Here is a 24,313-nt window from a genome sequence, read left to right on the forward strand (position 1 = left end):
ACCCCGCCGACCTCAGCTCTCCGAGCACGTCACGTCGAACTCGAGGGGAGATGCCCTTGCAGGGTGAACACCCGGATGGGAGCCCGGACCCCTTTGAGCGCGTGCTGGCCCAGCTCCACCGCCGTCTCCGGTCGAACGAGCTGCACGAACGCCTCGCTCAGGGTCAGCGGCACCTGGAGCGGCTTGCACAGCGCTTCGAGGCGGCACGCCTCGTTCACGGCCGAGGAGATGACCGTGAAATCCAACCGGCTGCGTGCGCCAATGTTGCCGTACATCACCTGCCCCACGTGCAGGGCCACGCCGATGGCGAGCGGCACCTCGCCTCGGGCGCGGCGCTCCTCGTTCAGCCGCTGCAACGCGGCCAGGGCCTCCTCCGCTGCCATCAATGCGCTCTGGCAGGCGCGCTGCGCATCCCCGGCCAGCGGGAAGATGGCCAGGATGGCGTCACCGATGAACTTGAGGACTTCCCCTCCGCGCGCCATCACCGCTCCGGCCACATGGTCGAAGTACTCGTCCAGGGTCTTCACCATGGCTTGCGGCGGGGTCTGCTCGGAGAGCGAGGTGAAGTCGCGCAGATCGCAGAACCAGATCGCCGCGTCGATGAGCTCGCCGCCGCCGCGCTGGAAGCCGCCCTGGGCCACGCGCTGGCCGGCATTGCGGCCCAGGTACACCTCCAGCAGCGCCCGGGTGGCGTGGTAGGCCGAGGCCAGCTCGATGCGCCGCGCCAGATAGGGCGCCAGCTCCAGCAAGGCCGCCAGCGCTTCGTCCGAGAAGCCGCCGGGCGCCCGCGTGGCCCACGAGATGTAGCCGATGTCTCCCGACAGGTACGGCAGCCCGTAGATGAAGTAGTCCGTTCCCCCCTGGGCCTTGAGCTCCTGGCAGATCGGAAACGGCGAGTCCTCCCGGTCCAGCCGCACCCGGATGGGTGGCGAGCCTTTGAGCAGCAGCGGTACGGGGCTGCGCGTGAAGATCGGCGCATCCTGGGCGACGCGGCTGCGATCGATCAGCGTGGCGCCCTGGCCCTCATCCCCGATCCACTGCACGGTGTGCCACACGAGCTCCGGGTGCTTGGTCATCAGGTTGAAGCGGCACCTCCACAGGGGCAGGCCCTGAGCGCGCAACAACCCGACCAGATCCGTCATCAGTGACAGTCCGTCGTCATCCACGTGCCGCAAGTGCAGGATCTGCGTCTGGAGCTGGGGCAGCGCTGCGGTTCTCAAGGCGAGTTCTCCAGGAGGATGAGCAGGCGCCGAGCATACGGCCGTCAGGGCTGGACAGAACCGGAGGAAGCGCGCGAACCGAGCAGTGCCTCCACCTCCGCCATGATCCCGCGCTGGAAGACGGCCTTGGAGAAGCCTAGGGCCTGGGCGCGGGCCTCCTCGGGACGGAAGGTGGCTTCCCAGGTGTCGAACTGGCGCACGGTGGCAGCGAGCGCGGCAGGGGTCTGCTCGGAGAAGAACAGGCCGGTGCGCGAGGTGACGGTCTCCAGCACTCCACCCTTGGCGTAGGCGATGACTGGGCGTCCGGTGGCCTGGGCTTCCAGCGGCGTCAGTCCGAAGTCCTCCTCGCCGGTGAAGAGCAGCGCCCGGGCGTCGCGGTAGAGCGCGGGGACCTCCGCGTCCGACACGTTGCCGAGAAAGCGGATGTGCGGCGGCAATGGGCCGGAGGTGAGCTTCGCGGCCTCCTGCCCCGAGCCCACCACCCACAGCGGTGTGTCCAGATTGCGGAAGGCCTCCAGGGCCATGTCGAGCCGCTTGTACGGAGCGAACGCGCCGAGCCAGAGGAAGTAGCCACCCCGGCCCGTGCCCTCGAGCGACGACGCACAGAAGCGCTCGAGATCCACGGGCGGGTGGACGACCCCCGCCTCGCGATCCCAGAAGCGGCGGATCTTCGTGGCGATGTTGCGGCTGTTGGCGAGGAAGCGATCCACGCCGGCCGCGGTCCTCCGATCCCACCGCTGGAGCCAGGGCCGGACGGCGAGCGCGGCGGTGCGCACGGGCAACGAGGCCCGGCCCGGCCCGAAGTAGTCATCGAAGAGATCCCACATGTACCGCATGGGCGCGTGGATATAGCTGAGGTGCTTCGCGCCAGGCGGCTTGCGGATGCCCTTGGCCACGCAGTGACTGGAGGAGAGCACCAACTCGTAGCCCTCCAGGTGGAAGGACTCGATGGCGCGCGGGAAGAGCGGCAGGAAGTGCCGGTACCGGGTGTGGATGCCGGGGATGTGCTGGAGGAACGAGGTGTAGATGCGCCGGTTCTCGATGGCGGGCGGCATCGTCCCGGGCTGGTGGATGAGGGTGTAGACGTCCGCGTCGGGAAACAGCTCGCAGAGGGCTTCGAGGACGCGCTCGCCACCGCGCAGGGTGACGAGCCAGTCATGGACGAGGGCGACCTTCACGGGGCGCCCTTCTAGCACTCAGGGGCGGGCGCGCCACTGCTCCCACCCTGGGAGTCTCCAAACGGGTGCGCGAGCATCCCCACCGCCTCGCCGCGTGTGCTACTCCGTGGGGCGTGGCAAGGATCCTCATCGACCTGCGCATGGTCCGCGGCCGGATGCACGGCATCGCGCGCTATGCCCTGGAGCTGGCGCGGCGGCTGCCAGCGCTCGCGCCGGACCTGAGCTTCCTGGGGCTCACGGCTCCCGAGGGGCTGCCCTCGGATCTGGGTGCGCTGACGCCCTCGATTCCGCTGCGCCGCGCTCGCGCGGGCTTCCTGGCGCCCTTGAAGGAGCAGCCCACGCTGCTGATGGATCTGCTGGAGCTCTCCCCGGACCTCTTCCACGCCACCTCGTTCTCGCTGCCGGGGCTGTGGAACGGGAAGCTGGTGGCCACGCTCCACGACGCCAACCACCTGGCGCTGCCAGAGAACTACAGCCCGGTCCACACGCTCTACTACCGGCTCATCGTCCGCCCTCGGGCGAAGCGGGCCTCGGCGCTGCTGACCGTGTCCGAGTTCTCCCGCGAGGAGCTGGCGAAGTACCTGGACCTGACGCCCTATCGGTTCCAGGTCATCGCTCCGGGGGTGGATGCGCAGTACCAGCCCCTCACCCGCTCCCAGGCGAAGGACTTCATCCAGCGGCGCCGCCTGCCCGAGCGCTACCTCGCGGCGGTCGGCAATCCCAAGGCGCACAAGAACCTGGGGCTGCTGGCGAAGCTCGCGCCGCAGCTGCCCCTGCCCATCGTCCTGCTCGCGGGAAAGGGAGCCGCCCGGGAGCTCGGCTTCCCGGACACCACCGTGGAGCTGACGGAGCTGCCGGAAGACGAGATGCCCCTGTTCTATGGCGCGGCGGAGGCGCTGCTGTTGCCCTCGCGCTACGAGGGCTTTGGGCTGCCCGCGCTGGAGGCGATGGCGGCGGGGTGTCCGGTGATCGCCTCGAACGTGTCGGCGCTCCCAGAGGTTACGGGCGAGGCGGCGATCCTGGTGCCGCCCGATGATCTCCCAGCATGGAACGAAGCCGTGCTGCGCCTGCTGAGGGATGACCTGCTTCGCCGGAGCCTGGTGGAGAAGGGCCGCGAGCGAGTGTCCCGATACACCTGGGAGGACTGTGCCCGGCGCACCCTCGCCGTCTACCGGCGGGTCCTGGAGAAGTCTCCGACGTCTCGGTAACGGAGGCTCACGGCGCGCCCGGCTCCTTCGGAACCTCGTCCCGGCGCAACCCCAACACCTCGCTCCCTCGGCACAAGCCCAGGCCCCAGATGAAGCAGAAGCCCAGGTGCACGCTGGTGTGGAACGGCAGGTAGTGCACCACCGAGAGGAGATGAAACCCTCCGAACGAGAGCAGCGCCCCCGTGGCCGCGAGTGAGCCCTCGCGGTGCCTGCGCACCAGCGCCCGCGCGAGCAGCAGGTGGACCGAGGCCAGCAGCACCAGCCCCACCAGCCCTGTCTCGGCCCACGTCGTCAGCCACAGGTTGTGCGAGTCCGTGGCCAGCAGATCCGTGATGCCCGTCTCCGGCTGCGTCGCCAGCGCCGCCGGCTTGTGGTTTCCGAAGCCCACGCCCAGCAGCGGATGGGCCCGCACCAGCCGCCAGCCCACGGACATCGCCAGGGTCCGCTCCCCGCCGAAGAGGTTCTCCGCCGCCTTGCCCATGCGCTCGCGCCACGCCGGCGTCACCGCCACCATCACCGCCAGCACGGCCGCCACGCCCAAACCCACCTTCCGAGGCGTGCCATGGCTCAGCAGCAACAGCGCCAGCACGCACACGGCGAACCCCGTGAGGAGCGCGGCCCGAGCGAACGCCGCATAGGGCGCCAGCAGCAGCGCGCAGACAACCACGCCCGCCAGCACCCGGCGCCACCCCACCCTGCCCCGAGCCAGCACCGCCAGCGCCGGCCCCAGGACCGCGATCGCCTGATGGGAGAAGCGCAGCCGGTGGAAGAGGAAGCCTCCAGCCGCATAGCGAGGCTCCTCGTCCGTGCCGAAGTTCTCCTGCAGCCGCACCATGTTCAGCTTCAGGAAGGCCGGAGGCTCCCAGGTCCAGAGCACCCGGTTCTGGAACAGGCCGAGCGCCGAGGACGCCAGCCACCCGCCCGCCACCAGCCCACCGAGCAGCAGCCACGGCACTCCCACGGTGCCAATGCACGCGACCATGGCTCCGGACACCGTGTCGACGATCTGGAAGTAGCGCCCGCTGCGCGGCCAGTGCTCCGCGGCTCCCGTCACGAGCGCCACGGCGGGAGAAACCAGCTGCCACGCCCCCAGCGCCAGCACGGCCCGCACGTAGGCGCGGACATCCGGCTCCAGGCGCAGCTCCTTACGGACAGCCAGCACCACCGCCAGCAGCACCGCGGCCCAAGCGCCTACCTGCTGAAGGCCCTCCATGAGAAAGAGCCCGACGGCCCACACAGCGAGGACGATGGTGACAGCGCGGCGCAAGGATGAGGTCTCCAAGTGAGGCCTGCGTGGACCTCACCGCCAACCTCTCCTGCATTCTGACCAACCGCCCCAGGCCGTTCCAGGACTTCCCTACGCGTACTTGGTGCCGTCGGGGCCGATGACGTAGCCGCCCGGCGAGTGCGTGAAGTGCAGCACGGCCCGGCCCTTGTCGTTGGCCTGCTTGGCGGGGATGAACTCACCCTCCACTTCGATCTGCTGGCCCGGCTTGAAGGGAATCTCCTTCGGCAGGCCGTGCGAGTCCTTGGCGCTCTTCACGTTCATGGCCAGCTCCACCTGCATCGTGTCGAGCGCCTTCTTGTCGCCCACCGCGTTGACCAGGGTGATGTGGCCCAGCGCGATCTCGTGCGTGCCGTTCTTGCCGTTGATCGTGCCCTCGTACTTGTCGATCGTGACGACCGCCTCGATCTCCGTCACGCCCTTGGGGCGGCCCGGCAGCTTCGGCAGCACCACGCCCGGGTTGGGCCCCGGCAGGTGGCCATTCGGAGACGGCGTCGGCCCCGGCTGCGGCGTGGGACCCGGCTGGGGCTGCGGCTTCGGCTTGTGGTGCGACTTCGCCGAGGGCTGGAACCCATCCTGGGACGGAGCCGGGGAGTACTTCTCCAGCGTCTTCTCGAGGGAGCGGAAGTGGGAGGCCTGGGCGCGAGAGATAGTCATGCCAGGATTATCGAAAGTCCTCACCTACAGTTGCGTACTGACGCCCACTTTACCCCCACTGTAATCCCGGGGCTACCGGGCGGGGCTCGCCAGCCCCCGGCGCCGAGGCAGTTGGAGGAGCCCCTCGCGCCGCAGCCAGAGCATCGCCGCCGCCACGCTCAGCACGAGCGCCGGCAACCAGGCCGCCACGAAGGGCTCCAGCCGCTCCGTCATCACCAGCGTCCGGCACACCACCATCAACCCCCACATGGCCATGGTGATGAGCAGCCCCTCCACGATGGCCGCCGTCAGGTGGCCTCGGCGGTTGGGCCGCAGCGCCAGGCCCACGGCCAGCAGCGCCGCGGGAAAGCCCGCCACCGGATAGGCGAAGCGGTTGTGCAGGGCCAGCTCGTATTGGCGCGAGGCCAGCCCTACCTCGGCACGCGCGACAATCTGCTCGCGCAGCTCCGCCGAGCGCATCTGCTCGGGGCGGCCCGGGCGGATGCGGAACGAGCTCACCGGCACGCCGAGCTCGTACTCGGCCTCGGGCAGGCTCCGCACCTCGGTGCGCCCATCCGGTGAGAACGTGCGCTCCACCACGCCGGTGAGCCGCCACCGAGTCCCCGCCCCGGGATACATGGCCTCCGCGTCCAGCCGGCGCGAGAGCCGGAACTCGGGGGTGATCGTCAGGATGGCCACATCCCGGAACCCCTCCTCGGCGCTGCCGGCGCGGAGGAAGAAGACGTGCTCGCCCCGCCGGAACCACTGCTTGGGCGTGTAATAGAGGCGCCAGTCGCCTCCCCGGCTGAAGCGCTGCGAGGTGATCTCATCCACCCGCCGGCTGGCCTTCACCACCACCAGCTCATCGAAGGCAATGAGCCCCAGACACACCGCCAGCGCGCACAGGCCAATGGGCATGTAGAGCGAGCTGGGACCGAAGGTGAGCGCGCGCAGGGCCGTCACCTCGCCGCGCTTGCGGAACGTGGAGACCGTCGCCCCCCCCGCGAGCAACAGCGCCGCCGGCCCCAGCTGCTGCGTGGCCACCAGCGCCTTGTTGGCGTACAGCCGGAGCACGTCCCAGGCCCAGCCCTCGCCCGTATAGGCGCGGGCCCGGTCCACGAAGTCCACCACCAGGAACACCGTCAGCACCGCGGCGAGGATGCCCACCACGGAGCGCACATACGTGCGCATCACGTAGAAGAAGAGCGTCTTCCTCACCGCACCGTCCCCGAGCGGCTCACTCGCCACATCGCGAACACGCCCAGCGCGATGAAGATGACGTTGGCGAGCTGTCCCGCCAGCAGCACGGGCAGCTTGCCCTGGTTGCCCAGGTTCTCGAACCCGCGGCTCAGCAGATAGAAGAGCACGTACCCGCTCAGCGTCAGCAGGTAGCCCCACGCCCGGCCCGACTGCCGCCGCCCCAGCGCGAGCGGCGTCCCCAGCAGGGCGAAGGACAGCGGCGCCACCGCGTTCCCCAGCCGGCTGTGGAGCGACATGAGGAACGGCCGCGGATCCCCACCGCTCTTCTCCGCCTCCTCGGCCACCTGGAGCAGCTCGCCTGGCGTCATCTCCTCCTTCGGCGAGCGGAACCGGTTCTTGCGGTTGAGCGAGCCTCCCAGCCCCACGGAGATCTCCCCCTGCTCGAAGCGCAGCAGGCTGTAGTCCGTGGTGGTGCGGTTGGCGCGGTGCACCTCGCCATCCTTCAGCTCCAGCCGCAGCGCCTCTTCGCCCCCATTGGTGTTCACCCGCCCCGTCTGGGCCAGCACCAGCAGCGGCGAGGAGGGCTCGCGATCGTCATGCAGCAGCACGTGGGTCCACTGCTCGCCCTGCCGGGACACCCGCTCCGCGTAGAGCGTCAGATCGCTCAGGTCCTCGTAGAAGACGCCGGACTTCACGTCTCCGGCCACGTTCTTCTTGATGACGTCGTTGACCAGATCCCTCACGGCCGTCAGGCCCCAGGGCTCGCCGGTGAACGACAGCAGCAGCATGAGCCCGCCCAGCAGCGCGCCGATGGCCAGCGGCCCGGCCAACAGCTGCGCGGGGCTGATCCCCAGCGCCTGGAGCGCCGTGAGCTCCCGGTCCTCGTTCAGCCGCCCCAGCCCGAGCAGGATGGCCAGCAGGAACGCGATGGGCAGCGCCATCACCAGGAAGTGCGGCGACAGGTAGAGGATGAGCCGCCCGATGTCCCCGAGCGTCACCGCCGAGCCGAGCAGCACGTCCGTGCCCCGCAGGAACTGCATCACGAAGAGCAGCAGGAACAGGAACGCCACCCACACCACCAGGGGGACGATCAGCTCCTTCAGCAGGTAGCGCGCGAGCAGCTTCACGGCGCGGCGCGCAGCCCTCGCGCGCCAATGTCGCGGCGGAAGTGCATGCCCTCGAAGCGGATACCCGAGATGGCGGCGTAGGCCTGCTCCCGCGCCTGCGCCAGATCCTTGCCTCGCGCGCACACCGTCAGCACGCGGCCTCCCGCGGTGACGAGCGCCCCGTCCTTCTGCTCCACGCCCGCCATGAAGACCGTGGCGCCCGTGGGCACGGCCTCGAGCCCCTCAATCCGCTGGCCTCGCCGGGGCGTGTCCGGATAGCCCCCCGCCGCCAGCACCACGCCCACCGAGGCTCCCGGCGCCAGCGCCAGCGCCCGCTGCTCCAGCCGGCCCCGCGCGCACGCGTCCAGCAACGGCAGCAGATCCTCCCCGAGTTGGAGCATCAGCACCTGCGTCTCCGGGTCTCCCAGGCGCGCGTTGAACTCGAGCACCTTGGGTCCGCTCCGGGTCAGCATCAGCCCCGCGTAGAGCGCGCCCTGGAACGGAGTGCCCCGCCGGCGCATCACCTCCAGCACCGGAGCGATGACGCGCTCACCCACCTGGGCCAGCGCCTCGGGCGAGAGGAACGGCACCGGGCAGTACGCGCCCATGCCGCCGGTGTTCGGGCCCGTGTCTCCATCTCCCACGCGCTTGTGGTCCTGCGCGGGCGGTAGCAGCACGTACCGCTCGCCGTCGCACAGCGCGATGACGGAGACCTCCTCGCCCTCCAGCAGCTCCTCCAGCACCATCTGCTGACCCGCCGCGCCCATGGCGCCCACCGCGCGAACCGCCGCCCGAGCCGCCTCCGCATCCGGCGCGACGATGACACCCTTGCCCGCGGCCAGGCCGTCCGCCTTGACGACGATCTTCCCGCGCGACACGGCGTAGGCCTCCGCCGCCGCCACCTCGGTGAAGACCTGGAAGTCCGCCGTGGGCACGCCGGCCTCGGCCATGATCTCCTTGGCGAAGGCCTTGGAGCCCTCCAGCCGCGCGGCCGCCGCCACCGGCCCGAAGCAGGGGATCCCCGCCGCCGCGAGCGCATCCGCCACGCCCGCCACCAGCGGGGCCTCGGGCCCCACCACCACCAGATCCACCTTCTCCTGACGCGCCAGCGCCGCCACCGCGTCCGGCGCCTCCGCCTTCAGCGGGATGTTTCTCCCCAGCCTCGCGGTGCCCGGATTGCCTGGGCCGCACAGCAGCGCCGACAGCTTCGGGCTCTGCGCCAGCTTCCATGCGAGCGCGTGCTCGCGGCCCCCGGAGCCGAGGAGAAGAACCCGCACATCACCTCCGCTGATCCGTCATGAAGAGCAGCCGCTTGGCGGGCAGATACGTGGGATCCAGCCCCGCCACCTTCACCAGCCGCTCCCGAGCCTCGACCGGGTGCGCGGCCAGGTCCAGCTCGTCCAGCTTCACCTCGGCCGACAGCATACCCGGCGCCAGCGAGAGTGCCTCGCGCAGGGAGCGCTTGGCGGGCTCCACCTGCTTGGCCTCCGCCAGCGCCAGCCCGTTGGCCACATGCGCGATGGGCATCTGCCGGCCCGTCGTCACCGCCCGGGCGGCGAAGGTGCGCGCCTTGTTCCCATCTCCCCGTTGCAGCGCCAGCAGCGACAGATAGGCCGCCGCCCCCGCGTTGTTGGGATCCAGCTCGAGCACGCCCTTGAACAGCCGCTCCGCGCCAGCCCGATCGCCGATGTGGACGAGCAGCAGCCCCTCATAGAGCGAGGCGCCCACGTCATCCTTGCCGGTCGACAGGGCCTCGATGGAGCCGGCCATGCCCGCCAGCGTCTCGCCCGGGCGCAGGAAGTACACTGTCGACACGGGCTTCGGGGTGAGCCGCAAGGGATCGGACTGAAGGGCCTGGAAGAACATCCGGAACGCATCGTCCCGGTGGCCCGCCTGCGCGGCGGCGATGCCCGCCAGCAGGATCGCATCCTCGCGGCGCGGGTCGAGCTTGAAGGCGTCATGGAAGAGCTCCAGCGCCTCGGTGGGCTTCTTCTCGGCCAGCCGCAGCCGCCCCTCGAGCACCTTCTCCAGCGCGGTGTCCTCGAGCTTGCCCTGGATGGCGGGCAGGTGGGGCGCCGCCTTCGCCACATCCCCACGCCCCATCGCCGCGAGGAAGAGCTGCAGGTGCGCCGCTGGCAGATCCTTCACCACCCCCGCGGCCTCCTCGGCCGCCTTGACGCCCGCGTCCACGTTGCCGGCCATGCGCTCGGCGGCGGCGAGGTGGACCAGCACCTCGGCGACCTCTCGCTCCGAGTACCGCTGCCGGTTCTTGAGGATCGCCCGCAGCTCCTTGGCCGCTCCCGCCGCGTTGCCGTCCACCTGGTAGCGCAGCACGGCCAGGGCCAGCAGCACGCGCACGTCATTCGGCTGGGCCTTGGCGCGCGCCTCGTAGAGCTTGCGCGCCTCTTCGACTTCACCCACCTCCAGATAGATGCGCGCCATGGTGGCCAGGCTGTCCCAGTGCTCGGGGTCCTTCTGCAGACGCCCCTTCAGCGCCTCGAGCGCGAGCGAGTAGGCCCCGGTTGCCTCCTCGGCCAGCGCGCGGTGGTACTGCACGCGCTGGAGCGTGGGAGACAGCACGAGCGCCTCATCGAAGTGCTGGTTGGCCAGCCCCATGGACGTCTTGAGATAGGCCCGGCCGAGCACCAGGTGTGCCTCGGCCTTGTCCAGATCCGTGCCCTTGTTCAGGGCCTCCTCCGCGAGCTGACGGGACTGCTCGACCAGGGGTACCTCGTTGGGGCGGCACAGCAGCAGGTTGGCATGCGCGAGCAACATCAGCGCCGTGCGGCCCGCACGCTCCTCGGCGGCCTCGATGAGCGAGAGCGCCTCATCGAAGGTGGCCTTGTCGATGCTGGTGCCGCGCCCGAGCGCCACGGCCTGGACGTAGCCAGCGATGGACGCGTCACTGCTGGGATCGAGCAGCAGCGCCTGCTGGAAGAACTCCTCCGCCTCCGCATAGGCGGACCGCTGATCCTTGGCGAGCAGCTTCGAGCCCGCATCCAGGCGATCCATGCTGCTACCGCTGAGGTCCAGGTAGCGCAGCTCCCAGCGGGACAGCACGGCTTGGATGGCTGGGGGAATGGGCGCCGGCGCGGGAGCCTGCACGGTCTTCACAGGCGTGGCGACCTTGGGCCTCATCACCACGAAGTAGTACCCGGCACCACCGCCCGCGCCGACCACGAGCAGCAGCACCAGGAGCACCTTGCCCATGCCCCCCGAGCCCTCACCGCGCATCACCAGGGGCTGCGAGGACTGCGCGACATAGGGCCGCGGCGGAGAAGAGCGGGCTCCACTGCGAGGCTCGAGCGCCAACGCCGGAGCCTGGGACGTCACACCTGACACGTCGATGGCCTCGAGCGGAGGCAGCTCGAAGGAAGACGCGGGAGCCGGAGCGCTGCTGGTGACGGCGGTGGCCGCCTGCGAGCGATCCTGCTTCTGCCGGCAGTCTTCGCAGGTGCCGATCGCCTGATCGAAGGGATCGGTGAACGGCTTCTTGCACTCGCGGCAGCCGACGGTGGCGGGCACGGGAGCGGGAGCGGCCGCAGGCGCCTGGGGCCTGGCGGCCTGCGGAGGCATCCCCTGAGGCGCGGCAGCGGGCACGGAGGGTCCCGTCATCCGGCGCGGAGAGGGCGCCACGGGAGGAGGCGGTGCCGACGGCGGTGGCCCGAGGAAGTCGAGCAACGGATCGCCGCTGTTGCCACCCTGAGGCTGCGGAGGCTGGGCGGCGGGACGCGCGGGCATGGGCGCGGCCGCACGCGCGGGGGCGGGCGCAGGCGGACGCGTGGGCGCGGGAGCCGGTGCAGGCGCGGGCGCCACGAGGCCATCGAACAACGGATCCGGCGCCGGGGACTCGTCCGGCGCGTTGCCGAACTCGTTGAAGAGATCCACCGCGACGGCGGAGTTACCAGCGGCCGGGCTGGTGGATGGCATGGGGCGCGGCATGGCCGCGGGCTGCGCGAGCTGAGGCGGGGGCGCGGAGGGCGCGGCGGCTTCAGGCGCGGGGGACGCGGCGTCACGCTTGACGAGCTGGAGGTGCCGACATCGGGGGCATTGCGCACGAACCCCCTTCGGCGAGATCAGCCGATCATCAATCGCGTAGGCAGCCGCACATTTTTGGCAGACGATCCGCATGGTTTCAGTGACGGAAGTGTCGCACTCCCGTCAGTACCATCGCTAGCCCATGTTCATCGGCGGCTGCAATGACCTCCGCGTCGCGGACCGAGCCGCCAGGCTGGATGACGCACGTCGCCCCGGCCCTGGCCGCCTCGTCCAGCCCGTCCCGGAAGGGGAAGAAGGCATCCGAGGCCACGGCGCTGCCCTTGAGGGCCGGCCCGCCGCGCCCGGCGGCAATCTTCACCGAGTCCACCCGGCTGGTCTGCCCACCTCCGGCGGCGAGCAGCCGGTCCGGGGTGGCAAAGACGATGGCATTGCTCTTCACATGCTTGCACACCTTCCAGGCGAAGCGGAGAGCCTTCTCCTCCTCGGCCGTGGGGGGGCGCTGGGTGACGACCTTCCATTCGAGCGGGGGCTCGACCGCATCCCGATCCATCAGCAGCAGCCCTCCGGACACGCTCCGGGCGTCCAGCTGCACCCGGGGCCGGACCTGAGGCGAGGCCAGCGCGGCTCCAGCCTCCAGCAGCCGCAGGTTCTTCTTGGCCGCCAGCACCTGCAGCGCCGCCGCGGAGTACGAGGGGGCGATGACCGCCTCGAGGAACGTCTCCGCCAGCGCCTGGGCGCACGCCTCGTCCACCTCTCGGTTCAGGGCGACGATGCCCCCAAAGGCGGAGATCTCATCGGCCGCACGCGCCGTGCGGTAGGCCTTCATCAGCGAAGCATCCACCGCCACGCCGCACGGGGTGTTGTGCTTGATGATGACGGCGCAGGGCTGCTCGGGGAACTCCAGGACGACTCCGAGCGCCGCATCCAGGTCCAAAATGTTGTTGTAGGACAGCTCCTTGCCCTGGAGCACCTTGGAGAAGGCCACCGTGGGCTCGGGCGGAGCGGTGTGCTCCCGGTAGAAGGCGCCGCGCTGGTGAGGGTTCTCGCCGTAGCGCAGGCCCTGCGCCTTGCGGAAGGACAGGGAGAGCTCGTCCGGGAAGGGCTCCTGGGCCTGGCTCCCGAGCCACCCGGCGATGGCCGCGTCATAGGCCGCCGTGTGCGCGAACGCCTTGCGCATCAGCCGGCGCCGCGTCTGCTCCCCCACCCCGCCGGACTTCTCCAGCTCCGCCAGCACCGCCTCATAATCCTCGGGGTCCACCACCACGGTGACATGGCGCGAGTTCTTCGCCGCCGCGCGCACCATGGCGGGCCCACCGATGTCAATCTGCTCGATGACCTCGGCCTCGCTGGCCCCGGAGGCGACCGTCTGCCGGAAGGGATACAGGTTCACGGCGACCAGCGAGATGGGCTCGATGCCGTGGGCCGCCATCTCCGCCCGGTCGCTCTCCACCTCCAGGCGCCCGAGCAGGCCGCCGTGGATGCGAGGGTGCAGCGTCTTCACGCGGCCGCCGAGGAGCTCCGGGCTCTGCGTGTGCTCGGAGACCTGGGTGGCGGGGACGCCCGCGGCGTGGAGCGTCGCCAGCGTGCCTCCGGTGGAGAGGATCCGGAAGCCGCGCCGGACGAGCCCCTGCGCGAAAGGAACCAGCCCGCGTTTGTCGGAAACGCTGAGGAGAGCCAGCACGAGTGCGCCTCGCGTCGAGAGGGAGGCGCGCGTGTTACCAACCGCCCCCCAGGGTGTCAACGCGCCGCGTAGGGCCGGCGCAGCCCACCCGACGCTTGGGTGCTCAGGGCTTGCGAGCGGAGACAGGCGGCTCGGCCTCGGTGGCCTCGCGCAGCTTCATCAGCCCCCGCGTCTCCACCTGCCGGATGCGCTCGCGGGTGAGGTTCATGATCTCCCCCACCTCCTCGAGCGTAATCCCGCCCTTCTCGGCCACATCCAGGGCGCAGGTGTGCTCCAGCTCCCAGATCTCCTTGTCCGGGAAGTTGAGCTTGATGGAGCCCGTCTCCGGGTTCACATCCAGGTAGAGGTTGTGCTTGCACGAGACGAACAGGCACGGCCGCGGCCCGTTGACGCAGTCGGCGCGGGTGCGCGGCCGCTGCGAGTCAATCGTCTTGAGGAGCTCTCCCTCCTCGGGATCCACCTGCCCCGACAACCTCCGGCGGCGCAAGTCGCGCGCCATCTCCTTGCGCGACATCGTCTTGGAGCGGCGGCGCTCCGCGCTCTGCCCTTCCTCCCCGCCCTCCTCCTCGCCCTCAAGCTGCTTCACTTCCGACATGTCCCCTCCGGGTGTTTCCAAATCTAGCAGGTTGTCCAGGCCTGTAGCATCCTATTGCGAATCTGCCGTTTCGTCTCCACGCGCGGTGACGGCGCTCCCCAGACGTGCCACGTCTCGAACCAGGTCCTGCGCCCGGCGGCGCAGGATGGCCAGCTGCTCCTCCAGCGTCTTGCGGTGCTCCCCACCGAAGGGCCGGTCCCCCAGCTCCGACTGGAACCCATCCAGCACCGAGGCCAGATCCCTCTCCAGCTGATCGATGTGGTTGCGGTGGAAGAGGAACGACCGCTTGATGTCCTCGAGGGTGTGTCCCTCCGCCATCATCTTCTTGATGGCGTTGATACGGCGCACCGCCTCCACAGGGTAGAGACCCAGGCTGCCCTGGTGCTTGCCCTTGCGCCCCACGCGGCGGCTGCGAGGCAGCAACCCGGCCTGGACGTACTTGCGGAACGTCGCCTCCGAGAGCTGCACGCCGCGTGGCCGGAAGATCTCGAGGATGGCGCTCGCCGGTAGCCCGGCCGCGTGATCGCGCTCGATCCGTTCAATCTCTTCAGGCCCCAGCAGTGCCATTGCTTCCATTCAATAGAGTGTATTGAAGAGATTATACTGAGTGCCAGATAACGGCAGTGCGTGTCAAGCCGGAAATGCCGTACGGGTGGAATGATCAGAAATGAACAGAGCCCCGGCCGGGGCGCGGGGGAACCCGGGCCGGCGGGGGCTCAGCAGTCGACTGCGCGGAATGTCAGGGGCGAGCGCTCAGCGGGTGGCGTGGGGCGCGCGGAACTCGCTCCTCGCCGTGCCGTTGGGCTCGATGGTGACGGAGTCCGTCTTGTTGCCCTTGGGGTGCTCAAAGCGGAGCTGATAGGTGCCCGCGGGCAGCTTGAAGACCTTCCGGCCCTGGACTTCGTCCAGCTTCTTCCCGTTCGCCCAAACGGTGGCAAAGGGCATGGCCGTGACGACGAGACTGCCTGTCGCGAGCGTCGGCGCGGCGGCGTGAGTCTCCTCGTGCTTGGCGCTCGTGCTCGGGGGGGTGCCTCCTGAAGGAGCCACGGCCAGCGCTCCAGGATTCGCCCCCTTCCCGGCATCAGGAACGGCGGAGCTCCCCTGCGAAGGCTCCGGAGCCGGCGGGCCCGCGTTGCTCGTGGCGACGGTCCCCGGGCTCTTGGACGCGCCGGAGCTGGAGTCCGGCCCCTGCATCCGGACCCGGAGGAACGCGTCGACTCCCACCACGGCGAACAGGGCCGCCGCGCCCAGGCCCACCCACAGCCCCACGCGCTTGGACCTGGCGGGAGGCTCGCTCTTGGGCGCGGGAGCCTCCGTGCTCGCGGGCAGGGGGAGCGAGACGGTCGGCGGGTACTGCATGGGCTCCGAGTCCGCCTCGGAAGGCAGCGCCCCCTCCGTGGGCCGCGGCGAGGGGGCCTGCTGCATCCCCGGAGACGTGGAGGACTGGCCCTGCACGGAAGGAATGGGCCTGCCGGGCGTGGTCACCTTGGAGGGACGACTCCCGCCCGAGGACTCCCCTCTTCCCGACAGCATGTGGGTCGAAGCGTTGGGGTCCTCGTCGGGCGAGACCACGCGCTGGCTGTCCGTGTTCTTGCGCCCCTGCGGGCCGGGCATCACGAACGTGGGCCCGGGAGGAGGCGGCCCCGACGCGCCCTGCTTGCTGGCATGCTGCTGGGGTCTCTCGGGTATGGCCGGCAGCGCCATCGCCGAGGGAATCGAGCCGACATAGACCCGGCGCACGAAGGCGGACACGTCCGTGTCATCCGGCGACCGGGCGTGGTTGAGCACGCACTGCACCAGGGCCCGCTCGAACTCGCTGGCCGTCTGGTAGCGGGCATCCAGCTCGCGCTCGAGTGCCTTCATCACCACGTCGCCCAGCTCCTCGGGGACCTCCGGTGTCATGCGGGCCGGGTGGAGAATCGCTCTCTGCTGCACCGAGCGCAGCACGGCCAGATCCGAGTCCCCATCGAACAGCTTGGTCCCGGTGAGCATCTCCCAGAGGACGATCCCGAGCGCGAACACGTCCGTGCGCGCGTCCACGTTCTCGCCGCGAGACTGCTCGGGCGACATGTACGCGAACTTGCCCTTGAGCATGCCCGGCGAGGTGAGCTTGTTGCCCGCCTTGGCGATGCCGAAGTCAGTGAGCTTCACGGCCCCGTCGAACGAGATGAGCACGTTGTGCGGAGTGACGTCGCGGTGGACCAGGAACAGCGGCTCGCCGTTGACCTTGAGCCGGTGCGCGTAGTGCAGGCCGCGAGCGACCTCCGCGCCGATGTGCGCCACCAGCACGGCGGGCATCGGCTCCATCAGATCCCTGCACTTCTTGCTCAAGTCCCAGAGCGTGCAGCCGCGCACGTACTCCATGGCCAGGTAGTAGGTGTCCTCGTGCTTCTCGAAGTCGAAGATCTGCACCACGTTGGCGTGGTTGAGCCGCGAGGCCAGCCGCGCCTCGGCGATGAACATGTCCACGAAGCCGGGATCGCTGGCGAGGAACGCGCGGATCCGCTTGATGACGACTTCCTTCTCGAAGCCCTCCGCGCCCTGTGAGGTGGCGAGGTAGATCTCCGCCATCCCGCCCTCTGCGAGCTTCTTCTGGACGACGTACTTGCCAATCTGGCTGCCAGCGGGGAGCGTCACGAGAGCGTCCAGGCCATGGCTAGAACTTCACCACGACTTTGTTCATGCCGGTGGCCTTCACTTCGATCTTCTGCGTGAGCGTGCGGCCCAGATCCGGGTTGTAGAACTTGCACTGGTACACGCCGACGGTCAGCGCCACCTCCCCGAACGGCGTGGTGCCCAGGCTGTGCCCGTTGCATGTCACCTCGGCCCACGGCGTCACCGCGAAGCGCACCATCGCCTTGGGCTGCTCCGGCGGAGGCTTGGGCGGATCCACGCGCACCGTCTTGATGGGCGAGACGGGGGGCGCCGGCTTCGGAAGCGGCTCGAGCGTGAGCTTCACCAGCTGCGAGGGCTCCGCCCCCACCTTCACCTTCTGCGAGAGGGGCCGGTACTGCGGAGCGCTCGCCTTCACCTCCAGCTCTTCCTCGGCCTTGGCCTCCACCACCTGCGGCGCCGCTCCCCGCTCCTGGCCGTTCACGAAGATCGTCGCCTGCGTCGGCACGGTCTCCAGGGTGAGCTTCACGGCCACGGCCGCGGGCGTCGGCGTCGGCGTCGGCGGTGTCACCACCGGCGGTGTCACCCCGACTGGAGGCGTCTCCTTGGGAGGCTCCGGCTTGAGCTGCAGCGGCTCGAGCGACACCGAGCCCGTGGCCGGAATGGCCACCGTGGCGTGCAACTCTTGGTAGCCATCGTGGGAGACCAACACCGGGTAGGTGCCCGCCTTCACGGTGGGCAATACCAACGGGGTGACGCCCGGAACCGGCTTGCCGTCGAACTGCACGACGGCGCCGGGAGGCACCGTGTCCAGCCGGACGATGGCTGGCCACATAGGCGCCACGGGCCGCAGGAAGCCCCACAGCAGCAAGCCTATTCCCAGCGCCGACCCCAGCACGGCGGCGAGCACCATCCACCGGCGCCGATCACGCAGCCTGCGCGGGGCCTGGGTCGTGCCCGTGACGAACGAGGACCCATCGGATGACAGCTGCGACGCATCCAACGCCTCCGTCGGCAGCTCGGCGAACACCGGGCGACGGTTCTCCACCGGGGACGGAGTCCGGGGGCTCGAGGGCCGGCCGATGCGATAGCGATCCGACTCGTCACGCCGGGACTCGACGCTCCGGTTGACCCGCGAGGGCCTCGGCGGCGAAGGATCCGTCACCTCGATCGGCTCCTCGGCGGAGAGCAGCTCTCCGCGATCCGCCCGGGTGACCTCCTTCTCCCTCCTCGAGGCGACGCTGGGGTTGACCCCCGAGCGGCGGTGGCCCTCCACGGCCGTGCGCTGCCCGGTGGAGGGAGGATCCTCGTCCACCACGATGCCGCCGGAGCGCGCCTCGCGAGCGAGCCGCTCCGCGTAGACCTGATGCAGGAAGGCCGACAGCTCCGCCGGGCTCGCCGTGAGCTGGTGGGCGCTCAGCCACTGCTCGAGCGCCACCTGGAGCTGGCTCGCCTCGGCGTAGCGCGCCTCCTGCTCCTTGGCGAGCGCCTTCATGACGATGGGATCCAGATCCGCCGGCACGCGCGGGTTGACCTGGGAGGGCGGCGTCACCTGGCACTCGGCCACCGCCGACAGCGTCGCCATGTCGCTGGTGCGCTTGAACAGGCGCGTGTTGGTGAGGATCTCGTAGAGCACCACCCCGAGCGCGAACACGTCGCTGCGGCAGTCCACCCGCTTACCAGCCGCCTGCTCCGGAGACATGTACGAGTACTTGCCCTTGAGCACCCCCGAGCGCGTCACGGTGGCCTGGTCGGCCGCCTTGGCGATGCCGAAGTCCACCACCTTCACCACGCCATCGAAGGACACCAGGATGTTCTGCGGCGAGATGTCCCGGTGGACGATGCCCAGCGGCTTGCCCGAGGGGTCCGTCTTCTTGTGCGCGTAGTCCAGCCCCGCGCACGCGTCGATGATGATCCGGCACGCCAGCGGCACCGGCAGCTCGTGGCCCTCGGCGGCGGCGCGCTTGCACATGCGCCGCAGGTCCTCGCCGTGGATGTACTCCATGGCCAGGAAGAAGCTGTCGTCCTGCGCCCCCAGATCGTGGATCGTCACGATGTTGGGGTGGGCCAGCCGCGCGGCGATGCGGGCCTCATCCAAGAACATCCGGATGAACTCCACGTTCTCGGCCAGGTGCGGAAGGATGCGCTTGATGACCACCAGCTCGTCGGAAGCCGGCGCCCCCTGGTGGCGCGCAAGGTAGATCTGCGCCATCCCGCCCTGCGCGAGCCGTTTCAGGAGTTGGTACTTGCCGTAGTTCTCGAGCGACACGATCTGACCCGCCCGCTGGGAGGGCCTGGGTTTCCAGAGATCGCGAGCGTAAGCCCCACTGGCAGGGGGGTCAAACCCCTGATTCAGATTCAGGAATTAGGGCAACCCTCAGGCAGGCGGGCAGCCAGGCGTTCAGCCCCCCCGGCGGGCGGTGCGGCGCTCGCGGGTCTCTCGCATGAGCGCCTCCAGGGCGTCCAGGTGGCGGCGCAGCACGGGCATCACCAGGGGGTTGTCGTCCACGCGGTCGAACAGCTCCAGGGCACGGTCCACCTGGCGCTCGATCTCCTCGGCTCGGTCCGGGGAGATGCGCCGCAGCAGCAGATCCGCGCCGGCCTCCATCAGCACACGGGCCACGGCATCCCGGGAGGTGAGCGGCTCATCCGGGCGGCGCTGCCCCTCACCGCGGATGACGCGCAGGCCGGGGCCCGAGCGCGAGGGATTCGGCGCGGCGGACAACGGCTGCTTGTGCTGACGGGTGCTCACCAGGCGCCTCCTCGGCTGCGGCTGCGACGGGCTCAGGGTACTCAGCACGAGGTGTCCTCCAACTTTCTGGTCATCCGCACAGGGTGAGTCAGCCCTGTAGCACCCAGGGCCGACATCCCTTCGTCCGGAGCCGGAAAGTCGGCTTCCCCGCTACCCTGAGGCCACGTTCACTGGCAGGCGCGCCGGTAGGAGATCTCCACCTTGGCGCCCGCGGCCGGGCTCGCAGAGAAGACGACGCTGTTGGTGGCCGCGTCGTAGCTCCAGCCGCTGGTGACGGCGGCGCCGTTGATGCGCACCGCCACCGTGCCCGCGTCCGGCAGCTCGCTCAGCGGGAAGCGGTCCTGGGGAGAGAACGCCTTGTTGGCCACGTTGCGCAGCAGCGGCGCGTAGTCCGGGGCGCAGACGGAGAGCACCTCACCGCCCGTGCGGGTGGCCGCCTCGGCGTAGCGCGTGCCCGTGCCGCCCGCCGTGGGGCAGGCCGCCGCCGTGGGCGCGATGGCATAGAGGGTCATGCGCTGCGGCTGGAACTCGCCCTTCTTGGCCCGGAAGAAGCGCACGTAGGTGTCCACGCTGTCCGGCGAGTGATCGTCCTCGTCTCCCACGAAGACGACCACCAGCGCGGCCTCGCTCCGCAGGAAGCCCGCGTTGCCGTCGTTGGGCTGCGGGGTGCGCGGATCATCCGCCCCCGCCACGAGCGGATCCGAGAGCGCGCGGCGCACCGCCTCGAAGCCCTGCTCCACCGAGGCGCACAGGCCCACCTGGGAGTTGTTCTGGAGCTTGGCGATGAGGTTGGGCGTCTGGTTCGTGAGGAGGCGCGGGCTGCTGCCATCCACGGGGAACAGGCGCCCCGCCTCGCCGCCCTGCGCTCCGCCCGGGCAGCTGTTGGACTCGGGGTTGATGCCGGTGGTGGTCACCGCCACGTGCAGATCCACGCTCTTGTCTAGCGCGGTGTTCACGAAGGAAGGCAGCGCGTTGATGAAGCGCGGCTGCTCCTCGACCATGGAGGCGGTGTTGTCCACCACGAAGAGGACGTCCACCTTCGAGCCGTCCTGCTGGACGAACGTGTCCGTCTTGTTCACGAGCTTGGAGGACTCGCCCACGAGCGAGACGAGCAGCGGCTCGGGCAGATCGCTCGAGTCCACGAAGAGCGGGGACAGGTTCATGCCCGTCACCTGGGCGTAGTACTCGATCTCCGCTGTGAAGCCGTCCCCCGGATGGAGCGTGACGGGCAACGGATTGGGCGCCGAGCGCAGCGAGAACTCCGAGTCCGTGGTGCCAGGGCCCAGGCGCACTCCCGACACGGTGATCGGGCTGGCGCACGCGTTGACGTAGTGCACCTGGCGAGGCTCCGGCGGGCAGTCCTTGCGGCCCACGCCGAAGTCCACGAAGCGCGGCGAGGGCACCAGGCACGCGCTCTGCGAGTTCGCCTGCAGCGGCACGAGCACCAGCGGGTTGGCCGGATCCATCTCCTCCATCTGCACCGAGCCCAGGAACGTCCCGCCCGAGGCCGGCGCATCGAAGGCCACCTCGAAGCTGAACCAGTTGCCCGGGGGCATGATGACGCCATCCAGCTCGCCGCCCGGCAGCCGGAAGACGCCGCCGCCGTCATCGCGCAGCCGGATGTTCTTCACCGGGCACAGATCGTTGCCGCGGTTCTCCAGCTTCACGCCGAGCACCGCGCCGCGCTTCGGCGGCACCGTGCCGAAGTTGATCGCCATCGGAGTGATGGCGAGCTGGCACGGGGCATGGCGCTGAGCCACGCCATGGAAGTCGAGCCGCACCGAGGCCGCGTTGAAGGCGTTCGTCGTCAGCGTCAGCGCGCCGGTGCCGGAGCCCTCGCGCGTGGGTTCGTAGAAGACCTTGAGGTTGACCTCTTCGCCGGGCTCCAGCTTGTAGGGCAACTGCATGGGCGCGGTGCTGAACTGCACCGGGCCCGAGGGATCCGGCTGGAACTCCAGGCCGGTGAGCTTGAGCGGCCCGCCGTTCTCCGAGCCGCAGTTCTTGATGTTGACGATCACGCTCGTCTTGGAGCCGAGCGGCTGCGCGCCAAACTCGTGCGCCACCGGCGAGACGCAGAGCTCCGCCGCGCCGCCATGGCCCAGCAGCGACACCGGGGTGATGGGGTTGCGCTTGCTCGCCACGTGGAAGCGCGCGGTGTCATCCGCGAACCCCATGTGGCCCGGGCTGTAGCGCAGCTCCCACTCGCGCGCCTCGCCGGGCTGGAGCACCAGCGGGAAGTCCTTGGCCGCCTGGCTGAAGGAGACGTCCCGGCCCTCGAGATCCAACAACGTCACCGTCATCGGCTCGGTGCTGATGTTGTGGATGCGCGCCATCAGCCGCTTGTCCTTGTCGATGGGCACGCCTCCGAAGTCCAGCTCGGCCGGCTCGGCCACCACGGCCCTGTCCAGCGCCTCGGCCGCCACCTGCACGGGCACGTCCGCGCAGCCACGGCACGGCGTCACCGCGAGCGCCACCTCCTTGTGGCCCACGCGCGCCGGGTTGAACGCCAGCGGCAGCTCGCGCTTCTCCCACGGCGCCAGCGTCACCGGCGCGATGGCGAACTCGTCCTTGTCCGCGCCCACCAGCCGCGCGGCCACCTCCACGGGCATGTTCGTGGGGTTCTCCACGGTGACGGCCAGCGTCTTCGAGGACTCGGCCTCAATGCGGCCGAAGTCCAGCTGGTGCGGAGACACCCTCGCCCAGGCATCCACTCCCGAGCCCTTGAGGGGCACACGCAGGAGGGGCTCGCGCTTCGCATCCGAGCGGATGACGAGCGTGGCGGGCAGCTCGCCCGTCTCCAGCGGAGCGAAGCGCACCTTCAGGGCGCACTCACTTCCAGGCAGCAGGCTGTGCGGCCCCTCATGGGTGAAGCTGGCCAGGTACTGCCCGTCCGGCCCCTCCACCCAGATGTCGTTGACCTCGATGCGCGAGCGTCCCACGTTGCGCAGCGTCACCTCCGCTTCGCGCCCGTCGAACACCGCGACACGTTGAAAGTCGACTCCGCCTGGCGTGGCCGTCAGCCGGCCGTCCGCCATCGAGGCATCCTCCCGGTCCGCGCACCCGGCGAGTAGCCCCACCACGAGGACCCAAAGGCCCCAGCGCCTACTCATGGCACCCATCCCTCCCCGACACCTTCGCCCGTACCCACCCCCAGGTCCTCTCACCACCCACCATGAGAGTCTGGAGGATCAGGTGGCGAAACTAGGCACCCAGGGTGGGCCGGGCAAGCACACACCCAGGGAAGGCCTTGGGAGTGGCGCGGGCCCGCAGAGCACTGCACGTTTCCCGCGCCGGACGTGCACTGGGGAACAAGATCAAATGCTCGCCTGCTCTCATCAACCCGGAGCGAGAGGACAAGGCTGCGTTCGGCTCAGAACTTCGGGATGCGCAGCGTCTTGCTGATCATCGCGCTGCCGCTGGCCAGGTACAGCAGCACCAGGGGGTGCAGCGCCACGGGGCCAAGCTCCCACACGCCTCCGAGCAGCTGCTCCCCGGTGCCGATCCGCCCCTTCCAGGTCGCCACCGCCAGCACCGCCACCAAGGCCAGGCTGGTGGGGATGGGCGTGCCCTCGAAGTACTTCACCTTGCCCGTTCCATCACTGAGTTCGGCGGCCGTGACGTTGAAGCGCGCCAGCCGGCTGATCCCGCAGGCCACGAAGTACAGCAGCACCGCGATGTCCAGCGCGCCCCGCATCCCCACCGCGAAGGCCAGCGCCGCCGGCGCCATCCCGAACGAGATGACGTCCGCCAGCGAGTCCAGATCCGCCCCCAGCGGCGAGGACTTGAAGCGCCAGCGGGCAATCCGCCCATCCGCGAAGTCGAGCACCAGCGCCAGCGGCATCAACCCGAAGGCCACCCACAGCCAGTGCTGCGCGCCGGTGGCCAGGAACTGCATCGAGGACAGGATGGCCCCCGCCCCCGAGAAGCCGTTGCCCAGCGTCACGAAGTCCGCGAGCACGAAGGTCCGGATCATCGAAAAGTGGCGGCGAGGCGGTTTCTCGCGAGTCTCGGTCGTCATTCGGACTCTCCTGGGCGTCCCAGAGGGCGCCATCGCTGCGGCCGAACCATCCCCGGGATCGCGTGGCGGCACCATGCTTTTCTGGCACGGCATGCGCTTTGCCCTGTCTCCCACCGCTGAGTTGACGAGCCACAGGACGGGACGGTAGGGCAAGGCCGTCTCACCGGATCTCGAAAGGCTTCCGCCCCATGCGCCTCACCGCTGTCCTTGTCGCCCTCATCGCCAGCTCCCCCGCGACCCCGCCGGCTGGGGCCAAGACTCCCGACACCAAGGCGGGAGGGAACTCCACCGTCATCGTGCGCTGCATGGATGACTGCGCCGTGCGCGTGGATGGCAAGGCCGGTCGGCGCCAGGCCCCGAACAGCTGGGAGTTCACGGACGTGGCACCCGGGCAGCGGCGCGTCGAGGCCACGGGCGGCTTCCTCAACTGCCCCCTCTACAGTGGCTATGCGGACATCCCCGCCGGCATGAAGGTGATGGTGCAGGTCGACAACAGTAAGCGCCTGACCATCACCGAGCGCACGCCGCTCGGCCAGGAGAAGGAGGCCAAGGCGGCCACTGGCGGTCCCTCCGTGCTCAACGTGCGTTGCCCCAAGCAGTGCTCCGTCTCCGTGGACGGGCTGCGCAAGGGCGCCGCCAACACCCAGCTCGTGGTGGTGAGGGATGTCCCACCGGGTGAGCACACCGTCGAGGTGAAGTTCGTCCTCGGCACCAAGACGGTGCGCGCGCTGCTCAACATCCCCGCCGCCAGCGAGGTGTTCGCCACCGCCACCGAGAGCGGGCTCACCATCACCAACAGCAAGCCGCTGGCGAAGTAGGCCC

General features: G+C 69.9%; 18 protein-coding genes. 2 read left to right on the top strand and 16 right to left on the bottom strand.

The window, feature by feature from the left end; genetic code table 11:
- Nucleotides 1–29: 29 nt before the first annotated feature.
- Both ACJ8AT_RS21200 and ACJ8AT_RS21205 read right to left on the bottom strand, forming a co-directional pair.
- A complete protein-coding gene (locus tag ACJ8AT_RS21200) occupies nucleotides 30–1,220 on the bottom strand; it encodes an adenylate/guanylate cyclase domain-containing protein (protein ID WP_407739604.1) in 1,191 nt (396 codons plus the stop codon).
- A 44-nt stretch (nucleotides 1,221–1,264) separates the two neighbouring features.
- The gene (locus ACJ8AT_RS21205) at nucleotides 1,265–2,398 is read right to left on the bottom strand and encodes a glycosyltransferase (RefSeq protein ID WP_407739605.1); all 1,134 of its coding nucleotides are present in this window, start codon (nucleotides 2,396–2,398) and stop codon (nucleotides 1,265–1,267) included.
- A 140-nt stretch (nucleotides 2,399–2,538) separates the two neighbouring features.
- Here ACJ8AT_RS21205 and ACJ8AT_RS21210 point away from each other — a divergent pair, with 140 nt between their 5' ends.
- The gene (locus ACJ8AT_RS21210) at nucleotides 2,539–3,606 is read left to right on the top strand and encodes a glycosyltransferase family 4 protein (RefSeq protein ID WP_407739647.1); all 1,068 of its coding nucleotides are present in this window, start codon (nucleotides 2,539–2,541) and stop codon (nucleotides 3,604–3,606) included.
- Between the two features lie 7 nt (nucleotides 3,607–3,613).
- Here the strand turns inward: ACJ8AT_RS21210 and ACJ8AT_RS21215 are convergent, their stop codons facing one another.
- The 14 genes from ACJ8AT_RS21215 to pssA all read right to left on the bottom strand — a co-directional run bounded on the left by ACJ8AT_RS21215 (nucleotide 3,614) and on the right by pssA (nucleotide 23,491).
- Nucleotides 3,614–4,873, bottom strand: a complete 1,260-nt coding sequence (locus ACJ8AT_RS21215) for an O-antigen ligase family protein (protein ID WP_407739606.1) — start codon at nucleotides 4,871–4,873, stop codon at nucleotides 3,614–3,616.
- A 90-nt stretch (nucleotides 4,874–4,963) separates the two neighbouring features.
- The gene (locus ACJ8AT_RS21220; RefSeq protein ID WP_407739607.1) at nucleotides 4,964–5,548 is read right to left on the bottom strand and encodes a hypothetical protein; all 585 of its coding nucleotides are present in this window, start codon (nucleotides 5,546–5,548) and stop codon (nucleotides 4,964–4,966) included.
- Nucleotides 5,549–5,620: 72 nt separating this feature from the next.
- Nucleotides 5,621–6,745 (bottom strand): LptF/LptG family permease, encoded by a 1,125-nt coding sequence (locus ACJ8AT_RS21225; RefSeq protein ID WP_407739608.1) that lies wholly within the window; start codon nucleotides 6,743–6,745, stop codon nucleotides 5,621–5,623.
- Nucleotides 6,742–7,854, bottom strand: coding sequence for an LptF/LptG family permease (locus ACJ8AT_RS21230; RefSeq protein ID WP_407739609.1), 1,113 nt, complete (start codon nucleotides 7,852–7,854; stop codon nucleotides 6,742–6,744). Before ACJ8AT_RS21230 ends, ACJ8AT_RS21225 begins: the two co-directional genes overlap by 4 nt.
- Complete coding sequence (gene purD / locus ACJ8AT_RS21235) at nucleotides 7,851–9,110, bottom strand: phosphoribosylamine--glycine ligase (RefSeq protein ID WP_407739610.1); 1,260 nt, start codon at nucleotides 9,108–9,110, stop codon at nucleotides 7,851–7,853. Before purD ends, ACJ8AT_RS21230 begins: the two co-directional genes overlap by 4 nt.
- Nucleotide 9,111: 1 nt before the next feature.
- Nucleotides 9,112–11,964 (bottom strand): tetratricopeptide repeat protein, encoded by a 2,853-nt coding sequence (locus ACJ8AT_RS21240; protein WP_407739611.1) that lies wholly within the window; start codon nucleotides 11,962–11,964, stop codon nucleotides 9,112–9,114.
- A gap of 4 nt (nucleotides 11,965–11,968) precedes the next feature.
- Entirely contained in the window at nucleotides 11,969–13,513 is a 1,545-nt protein-coding gene (gene purH, locus ACJ8AT_RS21245; RefSeq protein WP_407739612.1) for a bifunctional phosphoribosylaminoimidazolecarboxamide formyltransferase/IMP cyclohydrolase, read from the bottom strand.
- Nucleotides 13,514–13,616: 103 nt separating this feature from the next.
- Nucleotides 13,617–14,108: a sigma factor-like helix-turn-helix DNA-binding protein gene (locus ACJ8AT_RS21250; protein WP_407739613.1), complete on the bottom strand. Its 492-nt coding sequence runs from the start codon at nucleotides 14,106–14,108 to the stop codon at nucleotides 13,617–13,619.
- Between the two features lie 51 nt (nucleotides 14,109–14,159).
- Entirely contained in the window at nucleotides 14,160–14,684 is a 525-nt protein-coding gene (locus ACJ8AT_RS21255; protein ID WP_407739614.1) for a MerR family transcriptional regulator, read from the bottom strand.
- 177 nt (nucleotides 14,685–14,861) lie between these two features.
- Nucleotides 14,862–16,745, bottom strand: a complete 1,884-nt coding sequence (locus ACJ8AT_RS21260) for a protein kinase domain-containing protein (RefSeq protein ID WP_407739615.1) — start codon at nucleotides 16,743–16,745, stop codon at nucleotides 14,862–14,864.
- A gap of 19 nt (nucleotides 16,746–16,764) precedes the next feature.
- Nucleotides 16,765–18,990, bottom strand: a complete 2,226-nt coding sequence (locus tag ACJ8AT_RS21265) for a protein kinase domain-containing protein (protein WP_407739616.1) — start codon at nucleotides 18,988–18,990, stop codon at nucleotides 16,765–16,767.
- 132 nt (nucleotides 18,991–19,122) lie between these two features.
- Nucleotides 19,123–19,473, bottom strand: a complete 351-nt coding sequence (locus ACJ8AT_RS21270) for a hypothetical protein (RefSeq protein ID WP_407739617.1) — start codon at nucleotides 19,471–19,473, stop codon at nucleotides 19,123–19,125.
- A gap of 167 nt (nucleotides 19,474–19,640) precedes the next feature.
- Nucleotides 19,641–22,583, bottom strand: coding sequence for a choice-of-anchor D domain-containing protein (locus tag ACJ8AT_RS21275; RefSeq protein WP_407739618.1), 2,943 nt, complete (start codon nucleotides 22,581–22,583; stop codon nucleotides 19,641–19,643).
- A 260-nt stretch (nucleotides 22,584–22,843) separates the two neighbouring features.
- A complete protein-coding gene (pssA, locus tag ACJ8AT_RS21280) occupies nucleotides 22,844–23,491 on the bottom strand; it encodes a CDP-diacylglycerol--serine O-phosphatidyltransferase (RefSeq protein ID WP_407739619.1) in 648 nt (215 codons plus the stop codon).
- A 188-nt stretch (nucleotides 23,492–23,679) separates the two neighbouring features.
- On the opposite strand from pssA, the gene ACJ8AT_RS21285 reads away from it, so the two are divergent.
- Nucleotides 23,680–24,309: a hypothetical protein gene (locus ACJ8AT_RS21285; RefSeq protein ID WP_407739620.1), complete on the top strand. Its 630-nt coding sequence runs from the start codon at nucleotides 23,680–23,682 to the stop codon at nucleotides 24,307–24,309.
- Nucleotides 24,310–24,313 lie beyond the last annotated feature (4 nt).

The sequence above is a fragment of the Hyalangium sp. genome (genome assembly GCF_045802625.1).
Classification (GTDB): domain Bacteria; phylum Myxococcota; class Myxococcia; order Myxococcales; family Myxococcaceae; genus Hyalangium.

Bases quoted from the DNA above. Each gene is read 5' to 3' on its own strand.
- ACJ8AT_RS21285 (WP_407739620.1), top strand. From the start codon at position 23,680: ATGCGCCTCACCGCTGTCCTTGTCGCCCTCATCGCCAGCTCCCCCGCG.
- pssA (WP_407739619.1), bottom strand. From the start codon at position 23,491: ATGACGACCGAGACTCGCGAGAAACCGCCTCGCCGCCACTTTTCGATG.
- ACJ8AT_RS21275 (WP_407739618.1), bottom strand. From the start codon at position 22,583: ATGAGTAGGCGCTGGGGCCTTTGGGTCCTCGTGGTGGGGCTACTCGCC.
- ACJ8AT_RS21250 (WP_407739613.1), bottom strand. From the start codon at position 14,108: ATGTCGGAAGTGAAGCAGCTTGAGGGCGAGGAGGAGGGCGGGGAGGAA.
- ACJ8AT_RS21220 (WP_407739607.1), bottom strand. From the start codon at position 5,548: ATGACTATCTCTCGCGCCCAGGCCTCCCACTTCCGCTCCCTCGAGAAG.
- ACJ8AT_RS21240 (WP_407739611.1), bottom strand. From the start codon at position 11,964: ATGCGGATCGTCTGCCAAAAATGTGCGGCTGCCTACGCGATTGATGAT.
- ACJ8AT_RS21255 (WP_407739614.1), bottom strand. From the start codon at position 14,684: ATGGAAGCAATGGCACTGCTGGGGCCTGAAGAGATTGAACGGATCGAG.
- ACJ8AT_RS21210 (WP_407739647.1), top strand. From the start codon at position 2,539: ATGGTCCGCGGCCGGATGCACGGCATCGCGCGCTATGCCCTGGAGCTG.